This is a genomic window from Paenibacillus sp. FSL P2-0089, assembly GCF_038595095.1.
GTDB classification, from domain to species: domain Bacteria; phylum Bacillota; class Bacilli; order Paenibacillales; family Paenibacillaceae; genus Paenibacillus_AQ; species Paenibacillus_AQ silagei.
The window spans coordinates 2548250-2567377 of the sequence record NZ_CP152006.1; the positions used below are offsets into that span (position 1 = coordinate 2548250).

A 19128-nucleotide genomic window follows, 5' to 3' on the forward strand; every position below is an offset into this window, starting at 1 on the left:
TACAACATGTCTGATGCCGTACTGGACAAACAGGTCAAAAAACAGAAGACCCGAAAAAGCAAAATCGATCCGGAAATCGGTGTGGAACTCAGCTGGAAAACACTGAAAACACAGAAGCAGCTTATTTTTATGTCCGTGCCGATTGCACTCTATCTGATTATCTTCAACTATGTTCCCATTTGGGGCTGGCTCATGGCCTTTCAGAATTACCGCCCGGCGGTGTCCTTCGGCCAGCAGGAATGGGTAGGCTTGCAGCAATTCAAGTTTTTATTCTCTGATGATACCTTTATGCTGGTGCTTCGCAATACCATTGCGATGAGTTTTATTAACCTTGTACTGGGTACGGTTACGGCTATCGGTCTGGCTCTGCTGCTGAATGAGATCAAGCTCAAGTTCTTCAAGCGCGCGGTTCAGTCGATTTCTTATTTGCCGCACTTTCTGTCCATGGTTATCGCTGCGGGGATTGTGTCCACTTCACTCTCCATCGATGGCGGGATTGTCAATGTCGTTCTAATGAAGCTCCACCTGATTAAAGATCCGATTATGTGGCTCAGTGAAGGGAAATACTTCTGGGGCATTATCGGGGCATCGAACGTGTGGAAAGAGGTGGGCTGGGGGACGATCATCTATCTGGCTGCTATTACCTCCATCGATCCTTCCCTGTACGAGGCAGCTTCCATTGACGGCGCGAAACGTTTTCAAAAGATGCGTTATATCACGCTTCCGGGAATCAAGGCTACATTCGTTATTTTGCTGATTATGAACATTGGACATATTCTGGATGCCGGCTTCGAGCTTCAATATCTGCTGGGCAACGGACTTACTGTGGACTATTCGCAAACCATTGATATCTTTGTAGTGAAGTATGGTCTGGCTATGGGTAACTACTCGCTGGCTACGGCGGCAGGGATCTTCAAAACGATTGTCAGTGTCATTCTCGTATTCATCGCAAACAATGTCGCAAAACGCCTCGGCGAAGAGCGATTACTATAGAGGAGGAAGCCCATATGAAAGCCGGGACCAAAGGTTCAAGCCGGATTGAGCCGGTTGTATTTCATACATTCAACACGATATTTATGCTCTTTGTGGTTACTGTCACGCTCTATCCGTTCCTCCAGACGCTGGCCGTATCCTTCAATGACGGAAGTGACACGCTTACCGGGGGAATCTACCTCTGGCCCCGTGTATGGACGCTGGAGAATTACCGGGCGGTCTTTATATCAGGAACGATCTATCATGCCGCATTTATCTCGGTATCCCGTACGATTATCTCAACGGTGCTTGGTGTTTTCCTTACTACGATGCTGGCGTATGCACTGGCGCAGCCGCAATATATTTTCCGCAAAAAGATCGGCCTGCTGTTCATCCTGACCATGTATTTCAATGCCGGGCTGATTCCGAACTACTTCCTGATCAAGAATATGGGCCTGCTGCATAACTTCATGGTCTATATCCTGCCGAGTCTGGTCAGCGCGTTCAACCTGATTATCATGCGGACGTATATCCGCGGGCTTCCGTTCAGCCTTACCGAATCAGCGAAGATTGACGGAGCAGGTGAATTCAGGATTTTCTGGAAAATCATCTTCCCGCTCTGTACGCCTGTCCTGGCAACCGTCGCATTGTTCATCGCGGTAGGCTCATGGAATTCCTGGTTTGACACATTCCTCTATGCCTCCTCGGATATCAAGCTCAGCACGCTGCAATACGAAATGATGAAGATGCTCGGCTCGATTATGAGTGCGAACAATGATCCGTCGATGCTTGCGGGAGGCCAGAACAATCAGGTCCAGTCGCTGGTTACGCCAGCCTCCATGCGTTCAGCCATTACGATCGTTACAGCAGTTCCGATTCTGTTCGTCTACCCTTTCTTGCAGAAGTATTTCGTGGTAGGATTGAACCTGGGTAGCGTAAAAGAGTAATTGTCAATACGTATTATAGTAAGAAAAATATGTATACTATAACCGTTTCGGGTGCAGCCGAAGCGGTTTCTCCTGTTCAACAGTGGTGAGCCAGCAGATCATAAAAAAACTAGAACAAAGATGGTGATTCCATGCTTAAGGTACTGTTTGCCGACGATGAGCCGATTATGCTGGAGGGGCTGCGCTTTCTGGTGGACTGGAAGGCACTCAACTATGAAGTATGCGGCGAGGCGCTGGACGGGGAGGATGCGCTGCAGCTAATTCACAGCACCCGTCCTGATCTGGTCATCACCGATGTGCGCATGCCGGTCATCGATGGCCTTGAGCTCATTCGAAGAGCCTCAGAAGGCGATTGCCGCCCGAAGTTTATTATTTTTAGCGGCTATGCTGACTTTGAGTATGCCAAGCGGGCTCTGAAATACGGAGTCTCAAACTATTTGACCAAGCCTCTGGATGAAAAGGAGCTGACGGAGGCGCTGCATACAGTAACCGAACAGATTCTTAAAGAACACAAGGCATCCTCACGGCGTGACGCGCTCTCGGCTCTGATGCAGGAGGATACGGTATCCCGGCTCCTGATGCGGGAGAATTCGGAGGAGGAGCGGGAGAAGGGGCTGAATATGCTGGGGATCGGCCCTGCCTCGCGGCTATGCTGTGTCCTGATCCATGGAGCCGCGCCGGACAGCCTGCAAATGCGCAAGCAGGTCGCCGCCATGAGCGGCAAGGAGCCGCTGCGCAGCATTTCAGTCTATCCGTTCACCGCAGGCAGCGGGAAGCACGGGTATCTGCTGGTGTCACCGCAGGAAGGGCCGGCGCTCGACCGGACACTGCTTACCCGGTGGATGGAGGAGATGCGGCCGCTGTACACCACGCCGGTCTTTTTCGCGGCAAGTCTCCAGCATCAGGGCAAGGAGGCCTTGAATACGGCATACCGTGAGGCGCTGGCTGCTGAGCTGTGCAGGCACGATACCACGGGGGGCGAGGCCGCCGGCTTCTTCGAGAAGCAGGATAAGTCGCAGATGGCCATGCTTCCGGCAGAGCTGAGACGATCGCTGTTGCAATCCGTCACCGAAGGGAAGGCCCAGCATCTCACGGATCAGCTTGGCGAGGTGTTCAAGATTTTCTCGGCGGAGGTGGCGTCCAGCTCCTGGATCGACGCTTTTCTGGCCAATGTCAAAGCTGAGCTGCTACGTGAAATTACCGCTAGAGGGGGAGACTATGCGCAGTGGGTGCAGAAATGGTTCCCGTCACGGCATACGGCCAATTGTCTGCCGCTGCTTGAGCGTCAGATAGAGGAGGAGCTGTGTGATGCTGCAGAGTGGTTCGCAGCGGCTGCGGACGGCAGGGCGGAGGATCAGATTGTGGCCGCAGCGATCGAGTATGTCCGCGGGCATTATCAGGAGAAGCTGAAGCTGCAGGATATTGCGGGGCACCTGCATGTGAACTCGGCCTACCTGGGACAACGGTTCAAGAAATATTACGGCAGCTCCTTTAACGATTATCTCCATGAATTCCGCATTGAAGAGGCGAAGAAGCTGCTGCGCCGGACCGATATGGGTATTTCCGATATTTCAAGCAGAGTGGGCTATTCAGACGCCGATGTGTTCGCCGCCAAGTTCAAGGCGCTTAACGGAGTTACACCTTCCGTGTACAAGAAGAGTTAATTCATGAGGAAGGAGGGGGCGTGCATGAAGAATAACCGGAAGCCATCTGCCTTCATCAATGATATTCCGCTTAAATACAAGTTTTTGTTTATCTACTTACTGTGTGTGCTCGTCCCCATACTTAGCATCAATGCCCTCTTTTATGTGCAGATCAGCCGTAATGTGGAGGCACGGGAGAGGGAGAATCTGGAGATTTCGGTAGACCGGGTGGCCTATGACCTGATGCAGATCGTGAACGAATGCTTGGCGATCAGCAATACGGTGGCTGCGGACCGGCCTTACATGGAGATGATGGATTACGCCTACCCGGATAATGAGGCTTATTATGATGCCTATAATGATTCTCTGAAGGATAAGCTGCGGCAGTACAGCACGCTCCACTCCTATATTTCGTGGATGGGCATATACACCTCTAATCCGACCATCCAGAACGGCAACAGCTACTTCATTCTGTCGTACGCGGATAAGCAGAGTGAATGGTACCGCAAAATCTCAAGCAGCACAGGTAAGGTGCTGCTCACTTCTTATCAGGGAACCGACCCGCTGAATCCGCCGCAGCAGGAGGTGCTGGTCAGCCTGATCCGCAAGCTGGATAACTTCACGGGCCAGCCCTACACGAAATATCTGAGGATTGATCTGCGGCTGAACAATGTACAGGAGCTGTTCCAGAAGGAACGTGACTATCTGGATTTCAAGCTGCTGGACGAGAAGAACCGGGTTGTGCTGGACTCGAACCGTTCCTTCTCCTCGCTGGATGCGAGTGCCTTGCTGAATGTGGACACCAGTCTTGACCAGCCTTCCAAGCAGATTGTCCGGGCGCTTAGCAGTGCGGCCTATACCAAGGGCTGGCGGCTGGTCGGAACGCCGGAAGGGCGTAAGATCAGCCATGAGATGGACCGTGCGCTCAGGAACTCGCTGATTCTGGTTCTGCTGACGATCATCCTTCCCACTCTGCTCATGATCGTGATTATACGCTCCTACAATCTGCGGGTACGGCTGCTCTACAAGCATATGAAGCTGGTCAAATATGAACAATTCGAGAGCATTGATATGTATGAGGGGAAGGATGAGATCGGCGGTCTGATCCGCAGCTTCAATCTGATGACCGGCAAAATCCGCAATCTGATCAATGATGTCTACAAGCTGGAGATCCAGAAGAAGGATCTGGAGCTGGAACGGGTGCGGGCGGAGCTGAAATATCTGGAGAGTCAGGTAGACCCTCATTTCCTTTTTAATACGCTGAATGCGATCCTGGTCATCTGTAAGAAGTATAAATATGAGCAGGTTACCGATGTCATTAGGAATCTGGCCCTGATTATGCGCAGGCTGCTGAGCTGGAAGGATGATCTGATTACGGTGGAGGAGGAGGTATCCTTCATCGAGATGTATCTGCAGATTGAGAAGTTCCGCTTCCAGAACCGCTTCTCTTATGTGCTGGATATTGCGCCTGAGGTGCTGAACTGCCGCATTCCCAAGATGAGTATACAGGCTCTGGTGGAGAATTCCTGCAAGCATGGCCTGCAATCGGTCAAATGGGCAAGGGAAATTCACGTGTCCGCTTCACGGAATGAGACAGGTCTGCTGATTGTGGTGACTGATAATGGCAAAGGAATCGAGAAGGAGAAGCTGGAATGGATCAGGTCCCATCTGGAGACAGAAGAGGATACGGGACAGAATGTTGGCCTCCGCAATGTGTATAAACGCCTCATGCTGTACTATAACGGCAGAGCCGAATTCAGTATTGAGAGCACCGAATACGAACGTACGGTCATTACTATCCAGATTCCCGAGGATTTGAGTCTGGTTCCGATGGGGGAGGGAGCTCATGTATAAAGTAGTGCTCGCAGATGATGAGACCATTGCCTTAGAGGGGCTGCGGACGCTGACCGACTGGGAGGAACTGGGCTTCGAGGTATGCGGCGCCTGTGAGAACGGGGAGGAAGCACTGGCTGCCGTTATCCGCAGCTCGCCGGATCTTGTGATTACGGATATCCGCATGCCCGAGATTGACGGGCTTGAGCTGATCCGGCGCGTACGCAGCCTTGATATGGAGCAGCCGGTCTTCATTGTGCTCAGCGGCTACGGCGAATTTGAATATGCCAGAACAGCCATCCGTTACGGGGTGAGGCATTACCTGCTGAAGCCGGTTATGGATGCGGAATGGGATAAGGTGCTTACGGACATTACGGATGAGCTGGAGCTGCGCCTTAAGCAGACCATGCAGCAGAGTATGCTGTCCAGCCGTCTGCTGCCGCTTGCCATTGCGCGCATGCTTGAGGGACACTGGGCAGAGCCGGATGAGGAAGCTGCTGAGCAGATGGACCGCCTGGATGAGGCGGCCACTGGGTGGACGTATGTGCATGTGGAGGGCAATAGCAGCCGGATTACGGAGCTGTGCCGGGAGCTTGCCGGACCGGCCGGTGCGATGCTCATTGATCTGCCCGGGGATCAGGCCGGGCTGGTCGTGGAGAGCTCGGGGGCGGCGGCAGGGCTGGCGGAGCAGCTATACGCCGGGCTGACCCGCAGCGGAGTAAAGGGCTCGGTCAGCATCGGGCCAAGTGTGCGGTCCCTCCGCGAGCTGCCGGTCTCCTACCGCGAAGCGGCAGACGCTGCGGCCCGCCACTACTTCTATTCGGACGGGTGCGGTCCGGTGGATTCGGCCAGTGAAGCCGAGGGCCAGGTTAATTACACGCTGCCTTCCGCAGAGCTGATTGAGGAGATCATCAGCGCAGTGGAGCGGCTGCATGAGCATAAGGCAGCGGAGAAGCTGGGCGAATTGTTCCGCGGGTTCAAGGAGAATCGGATAGATCCGGGAGTCGTCCAGATGACGGGTATGGATATCATGCTGCGGAGCATGGAGCTGCTAAAGGAATTTGGAGGCGCGGACGATCAGTGGATCGGCACGCTTGATTTTTTCAGAACCGAGCCGAGGTCCCTGGAAGCTCTGCAGGTCACCCTGGAGACAGCGCTCTCCACCAGTATGAACTATATCCGCCAGCACAAGGAGCGTAACTCCGAGCACCCGCTGACCCGCGTGGAATGCTTCCTGCGGGATCATTATCCGGAGCATCTGACGGTGAAAGAGATTGCAGAGCATTTCTATATCAATCCGGTGTATCTGGGCCAGGCCTTCATCAAAAAGCACGGCATCAGCATTCTGGAGTACATTCATAATTTGCGGATCGAAGCAGCCAAGAAGCGGCTGATCGACACTCAGGACACGGTCAGAAGCATTGTGGAGAGCATCGGTTACGTACACTATCACCATTTCTTAAGAGAGTTCGAGAAACGGACGGCGCTGAAGCCCGTTCAGTTCCGGGCACAGGCCCAATCTGAACAAGGCTAGGGTATCCATTTATTTATTAGGGTCCAAGTCTTTACTATGGTGATGGTAAACGCATTCAAATACGTTATGATAGAGATAGCTGTCCAAAAATTGCTATTCAATGGAGGTTAGAAAAGATGAAGCAAGCCAGCAGCGAAATTCCTGCATTACATGAGATGTTCCGGGAGGCCTTCAAGATAGGGGCTGCCGTCAGTACCGGCATTATATCTGCTCAGGGTTCATTCATTGCCAAGCATTACAACAGCATTACAGCCGAGAATGAAATGAAGCCGGTAGAGGTTCAGCCGGAGGAAGGGAGCTATACCTTCGATGCTGCGGACCGTATCTTTGAATTCGCAGAGGCACATGGAATCGGCGTCCGGGGGCATACGCTTCTGTGGCATAACCAGACCGGAGACTGGATGTTCAAGGAAGCGGAAGGCGGAGCCTGCAGCAGAGAGCAGCTGCTTGCCCGCCTGCAGACCCACATTAACACGGTAGTGGGCCGTTACCGGGGACGGGCCTATGCCTGGGATGTAGTGAATGAAGCGATTGAGGATAAAACAGACCAGTATCTGCGGGATACGCGGTGGCTTGAGATCATCGGCGAGGATTATCTCCGTCAGGCCTTTGAAATGGCACATCAGGCAGATCCTGATGCGCTGTTGTTCTACAACGACTATAATGAGACCGATCCTGTCAAAAGCGGCAAAATCTACAAGCTCGTGCGCAGCCTGCTGGATCAGAATACGCCGATTCACGGGATCGGAATGCAGGGACATTGGAATATCTACGGCCCTTCCATTGAGGAAATCCGTAGTGCTCTTAAGCTCTACGCGTCGCTGGGGCTTAAGATCCATATTACGGAGCTGGACCTCTCCGTGTTCCGTCATGACGACAAGCGCACGGATTTGAAAGCGCCAACAGCTGAAATGCTGAAGCTTCAGGAGGAGCGTTATGCCGAGATCTTCGCCCTTTTGCTGGAATTCAGAGACTCCATTGACTCGGTGACCTTCTGGGGCGTGGCCGATGACTACACCTGGCTGGACGGCTTCCCCGTCCGGGGACGCAAGAACTGGCCGTTCCTGTTCGATGAGCAGAAGCAGCCGAAGGCTTCATTCGCCCGGCTGGCCGAGCTGGCGGCTTCGCAATCTTAATATTCGTCCCAAGCTGGACACCATATCATTTCTGGAGGGAATCCAATGACAACTCAATTGAAGCAGGCTGCCGGCAAGGTACAGCCAAATGGCAATCCGCTGGTGGCACACAGATACGGAGCCGATCCTTATGCCCTGGTATTCGGGGACAGAGTCTATCTGTACATGACCAATGATGCGCTGGAGTATGATGAGAACGGTGTGGTGAAGGAGAACTCCTACAGCAGCATTAATACGATTACCGTAATCTCGTCCGCTGACCTGGTGAACTGGACCGATCATGGTCCGATAGCTGTAGCCGGACCGGAGGGTGCAGCGAAATGGGCAACCCAGTCCTGGGCACCGGCAGCACTTCATACCGTAATTGACGGTAAGGACAAGTTCTTCCTCTACTTCGCCAATAATGCCAGCGGCATCGGCGTTCTGTCGAGTGACAGTCCGGTGGGTCCATGGGTGGACCCGATCGGGGAGGCACTGATTCTGCGCTCCACTCCTGGGGTAGAGGATGTGACCTGGCTGTTCGACCCGGCAGTGCTGTTGGACGACGACGGCAAGGGGTATATCTACTTCGGAGGCGGCGTTCCGGAAGGACAGTTCGCCGAGCCGGGCACAGCACGGGTAATGCCGCTGGGTGAGGACATGACCAGTGTGGCGGGTACAGCGGCAGTGATTCCGGCCCCGTTCATGTTCGAGGATGCCGGAATCCATAAGTGGAATGGAGTCTACTATTATACCTACTGCTCGAACTTTTATGACGGGGAACGGCCGGAAGGCAGCCCTCCTGCGGGAGAGATCGCGTATATGACGAGCAGCAGCCCAATGGGTCCATGGACTTATCAGGGGACGATCCTGAAGAATCCGGGACATTTCTTCGGCGTATCCGGGAATAACCATCATGCGGTCTTCCAGTTCCATGACAGCTGGTATATAGCTTATCACGCCCAGACCTTGTCCAAGGCCCAAGGGATTGCGAACGGCTACCGCTCCACCCATCTTAACCGCCTGACTCATCATGAGGACGGGTCCATTCCCGAGATTCATGCGGATTACGAAGGTGTGCAGCAGCTTGCAACGTTGAATCCGTATGAACGGATTTCGGCGGCAACGATGGGCTGGAGCGCAGGGGTGAAGACAGAATACCTGGCCAAGGGCGGAGTTCAGGCGGTCACGGATGTGGAGCAGGGCGGCTGGATCGGACTTTCCGGGGTAGACTTCGGCAGCGGAGCTGAGTCGTTCCAAGTCTCGGTCCTGAGCCTGGAAGCGGGCGGCGTGCTGGAGCTGCATTTGGATGAGCCAGCGGGTCCGGTTATCGGCAGACTGACGGTTCCGGCGGCGGACGGCTCGCAGGAATGGGTAGAATTGAAGACAGAGGTCCAGGGAGCAGAGGGAGTTTACAACCTCTATCTGGTGTTCACAGGAGAGAGCGATAAGAGCCTGTTCAAGCTGGCCGCTTGGCAGTTCACTGCACAAGAACACTAACTTAAAGGGGGCAGAACATTGAATACAGCCAGAATTACCAATCCAGTGATATGGGCAGATGTCCCGGATGTGGATGTCATCCGGGTCGGCCCTGTGTTCTATATGGTCAGCACCAGCATGCACTCCATGCCGGGCTGCCCGATTATGAAATCGGTGAATCTGAAGGACTGGGAGATTGTCAGTTACGTCTTTGATACCTTCGAGGACACTCCGGCCTTCAGGCTGGAGGACGGCGAAGGCATTTACGGCGGCGGTTCCTGGGCTGCCTCGCTGCGGTGCAAGAACGGAATCTACTACGTATGCTTCTCCTCCAATGACACGGACCGGTTCTATATCTACCAGACTACAGATATTGAGCATGGACCCTGGGAACGTTCGGTTATTCCCGGACTCCATCATGACCCGGCTCTGCTGCTGGATGAAGATAACCGCAATTATGTAATCTATGGCAACGGGGACATCCGCATCAAGGAGTTGACGGAGGATCTGAGTGCGCTGAAGCCCGGCGGAGCCGATCAGCTGCTGCTGGAGGGCGAGCGGGAAGACATCGGTCTGCGGATTGAAGGCTGTCATGCGCATAAGCGGAACGGTTATTATTATCTGTTCTTCATCGAATGGCCGAGAACCGGCAATCAGCGCAGACGCCAGCTATGCTACCGTTCCCGTGAACTGCTCGGTCCTTACGAGTGGAAGGTTGTGCTGGATGACGATCTGGGGTATTTCAACAACGGGATCGCGCAAGGCGGCATTGTCGATACGCCGGATGGCGACTGGTACGCGGTGCTGTTCCAGGATCATGGGGCTGTCGGACGGATTCCCTGCGTTCTTCCCGTAAGCTGGGAGCAGGATTGGCCGGTAATCGGGGAGAATGGTGCAGCACCTAAAATGTTCCAGACGAAGCTTCCTGCGGGTGAGCCGAAGCCGCTGGTGATCAGCGATGAGTTCGATTATACCAGCGACCGGCTGGCGCTGAACTGGCAGTGGAACCATAATCCTGACAACGGTCTATGGTCGCTCACCGAGCGGCCGGGTTATCTGCGGCTGCGCGCCGGACGTACAGCAGACAGCATCCTGCGGGCGCGCAATACGCTGACCCAGCGGACGGAGGGTCCGGCGTGCAGCGCGGAGACCCTGCTGGATCTCTCAGGGATGCAGACCGGCGACAGGGCAGGGATGGTTGCCCTGCAGAACGGGTATGGGACGGTTGAGGCTGCCGCTTTGGAACAGGGCGGGTTCAACCTGAGTATGTGTGTCAACAGCGGTGACGGCTGCCCGCAGGAGGTGGAAAGTATTCCCTTCACCGGCAGCAGGCTATATCTCAGAATCGACTTCAATTTCGAGGACAGCGTGGACCAGGCCCATTTCTTCTATTCGGCAGATGGGGCGGCCTGGAAGCCTATTGGCGGGACTCTGCATATGAAATATTCGCTGGATCATTTCATGGGCTACCGGATCGGCTTGTTCAATTATGCGACCCGGCAGACCGGCGGCTATGCCGATTTCGATTATTTCCGTTATCACAGAGAGGATTAAGCCCGGGTCTGGAAATGGGAAGCATATTCGCTGGGTGTCATCGATGTATGCTGTTTGAATATTCTTCCGAAATACGTCAGGCCCGTGAATCCGACCCGGAAGGCCACCTCCTGAATCGAATGCCGGCGAAGCTGGAGCAAGCGGCTGGCCTCATGCACCCGCAGCATGTTCACATATTCGATTAAGGTCTTACCGGTATTCTTTTTGAACAGATGGCAAAAGTAGTTGGGGGTCACACAGCAGATCCGTGCGGCCTCCTCCACAGTCAGCGGTTCATGGAAATGGTTGCTAAGGTGAATCAGCAGGGGCTGGATGCCCGTCTCCTGCCGGTCTCTTTTGGAAGGCGGTGCTGTGAACTCTGCCAGGGGATAAGCTAGACCCAGGGAAGAGAACAGGCCGCCTTTGATACATAATTCATACCCGGGGCTCTTGCTCTGGTAGCTGTAAATAATCTGTTCAATGCATCCTCTGATCTGGCGGGTAACCGGCTGGTCCGCCCCATAGAAGGCGGGCAGCCGGATCTCACCGGAGAGGAGCGGCCGGATATGCTGAAGCTCAGTCAGGTCCCGTATACCGTTCAGCAGCGCTTCGTTGTAGACAACCGCATACAGCTCACTGCCATCCTCTGTCGGGTAGGCCGCATGAATCTGCGGACGGCTGACGAAGGCAAGCTCACCCTGCACCAGCTCTCTGGAGTGGGGGCCGACCTGGACGCGGAAGCGGCCCTTGGTCACGAGAATCCATTCGAGATGGTCATGCCAGTGAGGCGGAATAATACTGCGGTCCGGAAAGCAGATATGAAATACATTGATGGGAAACAGGCCCTCGGGAATTTCAGTGTGCTCTTTTTTCCATGGATACGGCTTGTCCTCGAACGCTCCACTCATCTTATTCCCTCCACACAATCGTAATATCGTATGATAGATGCGTACTTTTATGTATAGTATAGCGGCTTTGCACTCTTTATAATGTGGTTGCAACCTTATTATAGAACTGTTGGAGGGATCGCGCTATGTTTCGTGAAGAGAATGGCAGACTAATCAGAGAATATGACCATGAGAGAGTCTGGATAGAGCCTTGGGGAGAGCATTCGCTGCGTATCCGGGCTTCGTATGCGGAGATTACCGATGAGCAGTGGGCACTTCTGCCTGCTGTGCAGACGCTGAGTCATATATCGATTACCCCAGAACGTGCGACGATTGTGAACGGGAATATCCGGGCGGAAATAACAGATAAGGGACAGATCTTCTTCTATAACCAGCATGGCAAGCTGCTTCTTAACGAGACGGAGGATACCTATCAGTTAAAATACGGGGGCAGAGAGCTAAGCGCCATCCCCGGCAGCAGTGACTTCTCCGTGAAGCTCCGGCTGGAGGCGGACCCGCTAGAGAAGCTGTATGGCATGGGGCAGTATCAGCACTCCTTCCTGAACCTGAAGGGCTGCTCGCTGGAGCTGACCCACCGCAACAGCCAGATTAGCATTCCATTCGTGCTGTCCAGCGCCGGTTACGGGTTCCTGTGGCATAATCCGGCGATCGGACAGGCGCATTTCAGCCTGAATGTGACCGAATGGACAGCCCCGTCCACCAAGCAGCTGGATTATTGGATCACTGCCGGTGACTCGCCTGCCGAGATCGAGGAGGCATATGCCAAGGCTACGGGAACCGTGCCGATGATGCCGGAGTATGGCATGGGGTTCTGGCAATGCAAGCTCCGCTACCGTACGCAGGAGGAATTGCTGGAGGTGGCGAGGGAGCATAAACGGCGGGGTCTGCCGATCGACGTCATCGTCATTGATTTCTTCCACTGGACGAATCAGGGGGACTGGCGGTTTGACCCGGAATATTGGCCCGATCCTGAGGCGATGGTGCAGGAGCTGCAGGAGCTGGGCATTGAGCTGATGGTCTCGGTCTGGCCGACGGTCCAGACGGAGAGCGAGAATTATAAGGAGATGCTGGAGAAAGGGTACCTGTTGCGCTCGGACCGCGGGGTGCGGACGCAATTCCAGTTCCTCGGCCAGAATGCGATCTTCGATGCGACGAATCCGGAGGCCCGCAAGTTCCTGTGGGGACTGATTAAGCAGAATTATTATGATAAAGGGATCAAGGTCTTCTGGCTCGATGAGGCGGAGCCGGAGCTGACGGTCTATGACCATGATATCTACCGTTATCATATCGGCTCGAGCAAGCAGATCGGCAATATTTACCCCATGAAATACAGCCAGACCTTCTATGACGGCATGGCGGCTGAAGGCCAGGAGAATATCATCAATCTGGTCCGTACCGCCTGGGCGGGCAGCCAGCGCTACGGGGCGCTCGTATGGTCCGGAGATATTCACTCCAGCTTCAAGGTGCTCAGCATTCAGGTGCGGGCCGGACTGAATATGGCCGTGGCCGGGATTCCATGGTGGACCACCGACATCGGCGGCTTCCATGGGGGCAATCCGGCAGATGCCTCCTTCCGGGAGCTGATGGTCCGCTGGTTCCAGTACGGCGCATTCTCTCCGGTATTCAGGCTGCACGGGGACCGTTCCCCTTTTGTTCAGCCCACCGGAACGCGGGGCGGGGGCGTATGCGGAAGCGGCTCGGATAATGAAGTGTGGAGCTACGGGGATGAGGCGTATGTCATCTTCAAGGAGTTCATGCAGATGCGGGAGCGGCTGAAGCCGTATATCCGCGGGCTGATGCAGGCGGCACATGAGAAGGGCACGCCGCCTATGCGTCCATTGTTCTATGATTTCCCTCAGGACCCGGCGGCCTGGGATATCGAAGACCAGTATATGTTCGGTCCCGATCTGCTGGTCGCCCCGGTGCTGGGCGAGGGTGAACGGGCGCGTAAGGTGTACCTGCCGTCCGGCTCAGAGTGGACTCATGTCTATACCGGCACTGCCTATGCTGGCGGACAGGCTATTATGGTCGATGCGCCGCTTACGCAGATTCCGCTGTTTGTGCGGGACGGTGCCGAGTTGCCTGTGCTTGGCGGGACTGAGGAGTAAGGCAGAAAATAGTTAAATAGAGCAGCGATTCTCCTGATAGTGGAGGGTCGCTGCTCTGTTATGTGGGCCGAATGTAAGCAAAAAACCGAACACAATGGGCGTGGGCGAAGGTAGATAGCGAAAAGTAAAGCATTATTGGGGGGTATACAAGCTAGAAACAGCCTTGGCAAGGGTTTTGCCATGCCTCTAACTAGGATTAGTTGGAAATTATCCACGTGTTAAGGAACGGAGGAGCGCTAGCCAGAGAGCAGATGGAAAAACAGCACTTAATCTGAAGCGGAACATTCAAAGTGGAGGGAATCCTTGAATTTAAATGACGTTTATCCAACTATTTCCTTCAGATGCTGCGAATGATCACAATTAAGATACTTTTTTCCAACTATATAGATTGAACTAAAAACTTAAGTTAAGGGAAAAGTGGCGGAGGGGAATTTTGGAACTGGAGGAGCGGTAGCGACCGCCTTTGTATTTGGATTTCTACCGCTAAGAGCGGTTTTATTCAGGAAATTCAAATACAACAGCGGCCGGAAGTCCAAAACTTCTCTGGAGTCACGGCAATCCCAAAACATAAAAACCATTAGTTCAATTTATATAATTATTAATGTTGCTTGGAAGCCAACCGCTCCCGGTAGGCGCGGGGGGAGAAGCCGGTCAGTTGGCGGAACTGGCGGCAGAAATGCTCGACATTGGCGTAGCCGCAGAGGGCGGCGATCTCGGCGATTTTATGCTGGCCGAAGCCCAGCTTCTCCTTGGCCAGCCGAATCCGGCATTGGATGACATCCTCCATGCAGGAGATGCCGAAGGCGGATTTGTAGATGGTCTGGAGGTAGCCGGTGCTGATGTGCAGATACCCGGCCATCGAGGATACAGTCCAAGGGTGGCCCGGATTGCTGTACAGCGTCTTGCGCAGCTCCAGCAGATTATAATACTGCGGCGTCAGCTTGTCCTGGGACGCTTCGGACAGCTTGTTGAACAAGAGGCGGAACAGGTAGTCAATGGACAACTCCCGGTAATCGTTCTGGAACGAGTTCTCCAGCGACAGCAGCTGGAACAGCTGATGGCAATACCCGGGGTCGGGCAGGGAGAACGGGCTGCCCAGCGGCAGGACGCTTTCGGTGATATACGATTCATCCGCATCGAAACGGACCCAGTCGTTGACATACCTCCGGGAGCAGGCGCGGTAATAGATGTTGTGCCCTGGAGGATACAGAGCGACAGAGTGAGCGGGAAATTCCTTCAATTCACCGTCCACTTCGAACACCGCCGGAGTCTGGGTCAGGACAAGAAGCCAGGCGTCCAGTCCTTCGGGGATACTGTAGACGAAATTGGCCGGATGTGCGGCATCGTATTCCACGTAATGAATTGTGGGCATGGGCTTCTCCTTTCTGCGGATAGATCAATTAATGGTCAGTAAATATCATTGTTAGAATTTCGGTGAATCTCTATAATTTGTAGTGGATATAAGAGTGAATTCTAAGGTTAACCGAACAGTGCGTGATTATTGTTATTAGTAATTATCAATATGAAGGAAGGTTATGAATCCATGATACCACAACAAAACGAGGATCGGAAAGATATCCTTTGCTATACAAGACTGCCGCAGGAGGATATCGTGTATGCATCGAAGCTGGCTTACAGTATGCACCTGGCTTACAAGACGGAGAGGGGCCAGTATCAGGCATTGAATCATAACTCAGGTGTCCTGTTCGCCAAGGCGACGGAGAATGAGGATGGGACGCTCCGGGCCAAAAGCCTGAAGCAGCCGTATCTCTTTTACTTGGCAGACGGGAATTTCGGCGTCCTTGCCGTGCGCACCGAGGCAGACGGTGAAGCGGATGACCAAAGCAAGGGCAAGGTACTGCTATTCACTTCGGCCGATCTGCTGCAATACAGTGAGATTGGACTGCTGGAGCTTAAGGCGGACACTCATGTAAGCGATGTCTCCTGCACCTATGACCCGGAGCAGAGAGGTTACCTGATCCGCTGGATCGACGGGCAGGGTCAGGGCTATGAGAATTTCACCGCCGACATTATGAGCCTTACGAATGTCTCAGCACCGGTGGAAGCGGAGCCGTTCACGCTGGAAGCGGTGCAGACTGATATCGAGGGAATCCAGCCGCGTAATAGGATCGCTGTCTCCCCCGGGATAGCCCGCAGACTTTTCTGTAAGCTTACGGTACCGGAGAACATTGCTGTCGTAGTACCGGACCGTGTGAATGCGGCATCGGTGGAGGATGTGAAGGGGGTCCGGGCAACGGCCCTATATAGTGATGGAACGCAGGCTGTCAAAAAAGTCCATTGGAACACGGATGCCATCAACTGGGACAAGGCCGGAACCTATAGCATCTCCGGGAAGATCCATCAGGATCACTTTCCATTCCCGGTTGCACTTAACCGTGCGGACCCTTGCATTGCAGAGTGGAGGGGGAAATATTATTTCATTGCGACTAATGATGCGGATAAGGAACATACGTTGTATATGAGGGAAGCCGATACGATTCCTGGGCTGGTAACTGCCGAGGAAGCCCTGATCCTCGATTCCTCCACGTATGAAGAGATTGGCGGCCTGCTGTGGGCACCGGAACTCCATATCATTGAAGACGAGTTGTATATTTTCCATGCCGCAACGCCAGGGGAATTCTTCCACGAAGAGTCGCATGTGATGAAGCTGAGCCCCGGCGGAAATCCCATGAATGCTGCGGACTGGTCCAGGCCCCGCCGGGTAGTGAAGAAGGACGGCAGCTATCTGTGCGAAGCAGGCAAAACAATCTCGCTGGATATGACCGTCATCCGCTGGAACGGCAAACTCTATGCGGCATGGTCGGAGCGCCAATTCCTGCCGGTGGATCTTGGAGCCTGGGTCTATATCGCCACCATTGACCCGCAGGAGCCGTGGAGGCTGACGAGTGATCCGGTGCTGTTGACCCGGCCGGATTACGGCTGGGCCAATAACCATACGTTCGTGGATGAAGGTCCGTTTGCTCTGTATACCGATGATAAGCTGTACGTGACTTTTGCCAGTGCAGCGGTGGATGCTACTTATGTGGTCGGTCTGCTGACCGCAGACAAGGGGGCGGATTTGTTGGATATTAAGAGCTGGACCAAGGGCAATTATCCGCTGCTGACCTCCAGAAGCGTGCCGGGAGAATACGGGCCGGGCCATAATTCCTATGTGATGGACGAGGACGGGGTCATCTGGAACGCCTACCACGCCAGACCGGGAATCGAGGGACCGCGCAGCTCCGGCCTGCGCCGTGTGCATTTTGACATTGATGGTGCTCCAGTTCTGGATCTTACCGAGGAGAAGGACCTGAATCCGGGCCTGAAGCAGGTATCCATGGAAGTCATCGTAGGCTAGACTACGGGCCCGCCTAACTCTATAATATTCCTTATCATCGGGGAATCCTTGACCGTTTACTTAGGCCGGGGATTCCCTTTGTTTCACGATCTTACCGGAGGAGTGGATGCTGAAGTGTACGGGATCATTATTGTCGATGATGAGCTGTTTGTCCGCAAGGGCCTGATCGGAATGATTGACTGGGAGGGCAGCGGATTCCGGATAGTGGATGAGGCGGACAACGGGGAAGATGCGCTGGAGCTGATCCGGGCCAAGCGGCCGCAGCTCGTAATCACCGATATCCGCATGCCGGTCCTGGATGGCATCGGGCTGATTGAGGCGGTGACCGAGGAGCAGCTTGGAACGGAATTTATCATTATCAGCGGATATAACGATTTCCGGTATGCCCAGCAGGCGGTCCGGTATGGCGTGCTGGACTATGTGCTGAAGCCGATTAATGAGCACGAAATTGTGAAAGCGCTTCATAAGTTCCGCGATTTATTCACTGCGCGCAAGCAGCTCCAGGACCGGCTGAGCATTCATGAGGGAGTGAAGCGGGTGGAGGCGCTGATCCGGGGGGAAGCGGCGGATGAAGTGCTTGACGCCTGGGAGCAGCAGTGGATAGAGGCGGGGTCCCGCCAGTTCACCTATGTGCTGCTGGAGGTGAACAATGTGTTCCCCTGGAGCGGGCAGTCCATGCCCGGGAAGGCGGAGCTGAAGGAGGCGATCCGGCAGGCGGTGCAGCAGTTCACAGCAGAGACGCCTATTATCTATGAGCACCGGAGGTTCTTCGGCTTCATTGTGCCGGAACATTATCTGGCGAACCATGAAGGGGAGCTGCGCAGCTTCCTGGAGGATTGTCTGAGCAAGCTCTATCAGCGTTATCCCTTGCAGGTTCAAGCGTATGCGGGCAGACCGGTGAGCACGCTTCAGGAACTGAAGCATTCGTATACCTCGGCCAAGCAGACTGTGGAGTACAAATATGTCCGGCCTGCCCAGCCGATTCTGCTGTCCTCTGATATTGCCGGTCTGTCCCTGAACTACATCCATGCCAGTAGTAGGGGGTTTCAGGCGCTGATTGAAGCGATTGAGGAGGGTAAGCACACGGAGATCATGGGCGGGATCGGTAAGCTGTTCGCAGAATTTCAGGAGAAGCTGGTCTCCCGGGAAGCGATGAAGGCCGTAGCCATTCAATGCGTCCATAGTGTGCTGCATACTATACGGAGCATGGAGGGGGATGAGAAGCAGCTGGCGAGCCTTGTCCCGATGATGAACTGGCCGGATCATAACATCACCCTTGCGGAGCTGAGGTCCTTGTTCGAAGCCTTTGCGCTGGAAGCGGCGGAGCGGATTCAAGAGCTGTACCAGAGCTACGGCAGCAGCGGGCTGTACCGGATCAAGTGCTATGTGGACCGGAACTTCCATGAGAACCTGAACCTCAAGCAGATCGCAGGCCAGTTCTATATGAACTCAGCCTATCTTGGCCAGGTGTTCAAGAAGAATTACGGCATGTACTTCAATGACTATCTGCTCCAGCTGCGTATCACCGAGGCCAAGAAGCTGCTGCGGCAGACCGATCTGCGGATCTATGAAATCGCCGAGCAGGTCGGATTCAAGAATGCCGATTATTTCGTCACCCAGTTCGAGAAGCTGGAGCAGAGAACGCCTACAGAATATAGAAACCGGACGGGCAACCGTTAATGCCAGGAGGGGGCGCTG

At 54.2% G+C, this 19128-nt stretch carries 13 protein-coding genes; 11 read left to right on the forward strand and 2 right to left on the reverse strand.

Annotated features, from left to right (window positions below; genetic code table 11):
* The first annotated feature begins 6 nt into the window (after positions 1 to 6).
* The 8 genes from NST69_RS10295 (at position 7) to NST69_RS10330 (ending at position 11077) form a co-directional block, all read left to right on the forward strand.
* Positions 7 to 993, forward strand: a complete 987-nt coding sequence (locus tag NST69_RS10295; protein WP_036693453.1) for an ABC transporter permease subunit — start codon at positions 7 to 9, stop codon at positions 991 to 993.
* 14 nt (positions 994 to 1007) lie between these two features.
* Positions 1008 to 1919, forward strand: a complete 912-nt coding sequence (locus NST69_RS10300; protein WP_036724944.1) for a carbohydrate ABC transporter permease — start codon at positions 1008 to 1010, stop codon at positions 1917 to 1919.
* A gap of 131 nt (positions 1920 to 2050) precedes the next feature.
* The gene (locus NST69_RS10305) at positions 2051 to 3583 is read left to right on the forward strand and encodes a response regulator transcription factor (RefSeq protein WP_342549175.1); all 1533 of its coding nucleotides are present in this window, start codon (positions 2051 to 2053) and stop codon (positions 3581 to 3583) included.
* Between the two features lie 24 nt (positions 3584 to 3607).
* Positions 3608 to 5416, forward strand: coding sequence for a histidine kinase (locus NST69_RS10310; protein WP_342549176.1), 1809 nt, complete (start codon positions 3608 to 3610; stop codon positions 5414 to 5416).
* Complete coding sequence (locus NST69_RS10315; protein ID WP_342549177.1) at positions 5409 to 6929, forward strand: response regulator; 1521 nt, start codon at positions 5409 to 5411, stop codon at positions 6927 to 6929. The genes NST69_RS10310 and NST69_RS10315 overlap by 8 nt, the downstream gene beginning before the upstream one ends.
* Positions 6930 to 7045: 116 nt before the next feature.
* Positions 7046 to 8065 (forward strand): endo-1,4-beta-xylanase, encoded by a 1020-nt coding sequence (locus tag NST69_RS10320; protein WP_036724941.1) that lies wholly within the window; start codon positions 7046 to 7048, stop codon positions 8063 to 8065.
* Between the two features lie 45 nt (positions 8066 to 8110).
* A complete protein-coding gene (locus tag NST69_RS10325) occupies positions 8111 to 9544 on the forward strand; it encodes a glycoside hydrolase family 43 protein (RefSeq protein ID WP_342549179.1) in 1434 nt (477 codons plus the stop codon).
* An 18-nt stretch (positions 9545 to 9562) separates the two neighbouring features.
* Positions 9563 to 11077, forward strand: coding sequence for a glycoside hydrolase 43 family protein (locus NST69_RS10330; RefSeq protein ID WP_342549180.1), 1515 nt, complete (start codon positions 9563 to 9565; stop codon positions 11075 to 11077).
* Here the strand turns inward: NST69_RS10330 and NST69_RS10335 are convergent.
* The gene (locus NST69_RS10335; protein ID WP_036724938.1) at positions 11074 to 11964 is read right to left on the reverse strand and encodes an AraC family transcriptional regulator; all 891 of its coding nucleotides are present in this window, start codon (positions 11962 to 11964) and stop codon (positions 11074 to 11076) included. The two genes, NST69_RS10330 and NST69_RS10335, sit on opposite strands and share 4 nt — an antisense overlap.
* Before the next feature lie 125 nt (positions 11965 to 12089).
* Between NST69_RS10335 and NST69_RS10340 the strand changes: the two genes are divergently transcribed.
* Positions 12090 to 14072 carry a glycoside hydrolase family 31 protein gene (locus NST69_RS10340; protein WP_340979171.1) on the forward strand — a complete coding sequence of 661 codons (1983 nt, stop codon included), beginning with the start codon at positions 12090 to 12092 and terminating at the stop codon, positions 14070 to 14072.
* A 598-nt stretch (positions 14073 to 14670) separates the two neighbouring features.
* Here NST69_RS10340 and NST69_RS10345 read toward each other — a convergent pair.
* Positions 14671 to 15444: an AraC family transcriptional regulator gene (locus NST69_RS10345; RefSeq protein ID WP_036724936.1), complete on the reverse strand. Its 774-nt coding sequence runs from the start codon at positions 15442 to 15444 to the stop codon at positions 14671 to 14673.
* Positions 15445 to 15615: 171 nt separating this feature from the next.
* Here NST69_RS10345 and NST69_RS10350 point away from each other — a divergent pair, with 171 nt between their 5' ends.
* Together NST69_RS10350 and NST69_RS10355 are read left to right on the forward strand one after the other, a co-directional pair.
* The gene (locus NST69_RS10350; RefSeq protein WP_342549182.1) at positions 15616 to 17430 is read left to right on the forward strand and encodes a family 43 glycosylhydrolase; all 1815 of its coding nucleotides are present in this window, start codon (positions 15616 to 15618) and stop codon (positions 17428 to 17430) included.
* Positions 17431 to 17508: 78 nt separating this feature from the next.
* Positions 17509 to 19110, forward strand: a complete 1602-nt coding sequence (locus NST69_RS10355) for a response regulator (protein ID WP_342549184.1) — start codon at positions 17509 to 17511, stop codon at positions 19108 to 19110.
* Positions 19111 to 19128: the final 18 nt, after the last annotated feature.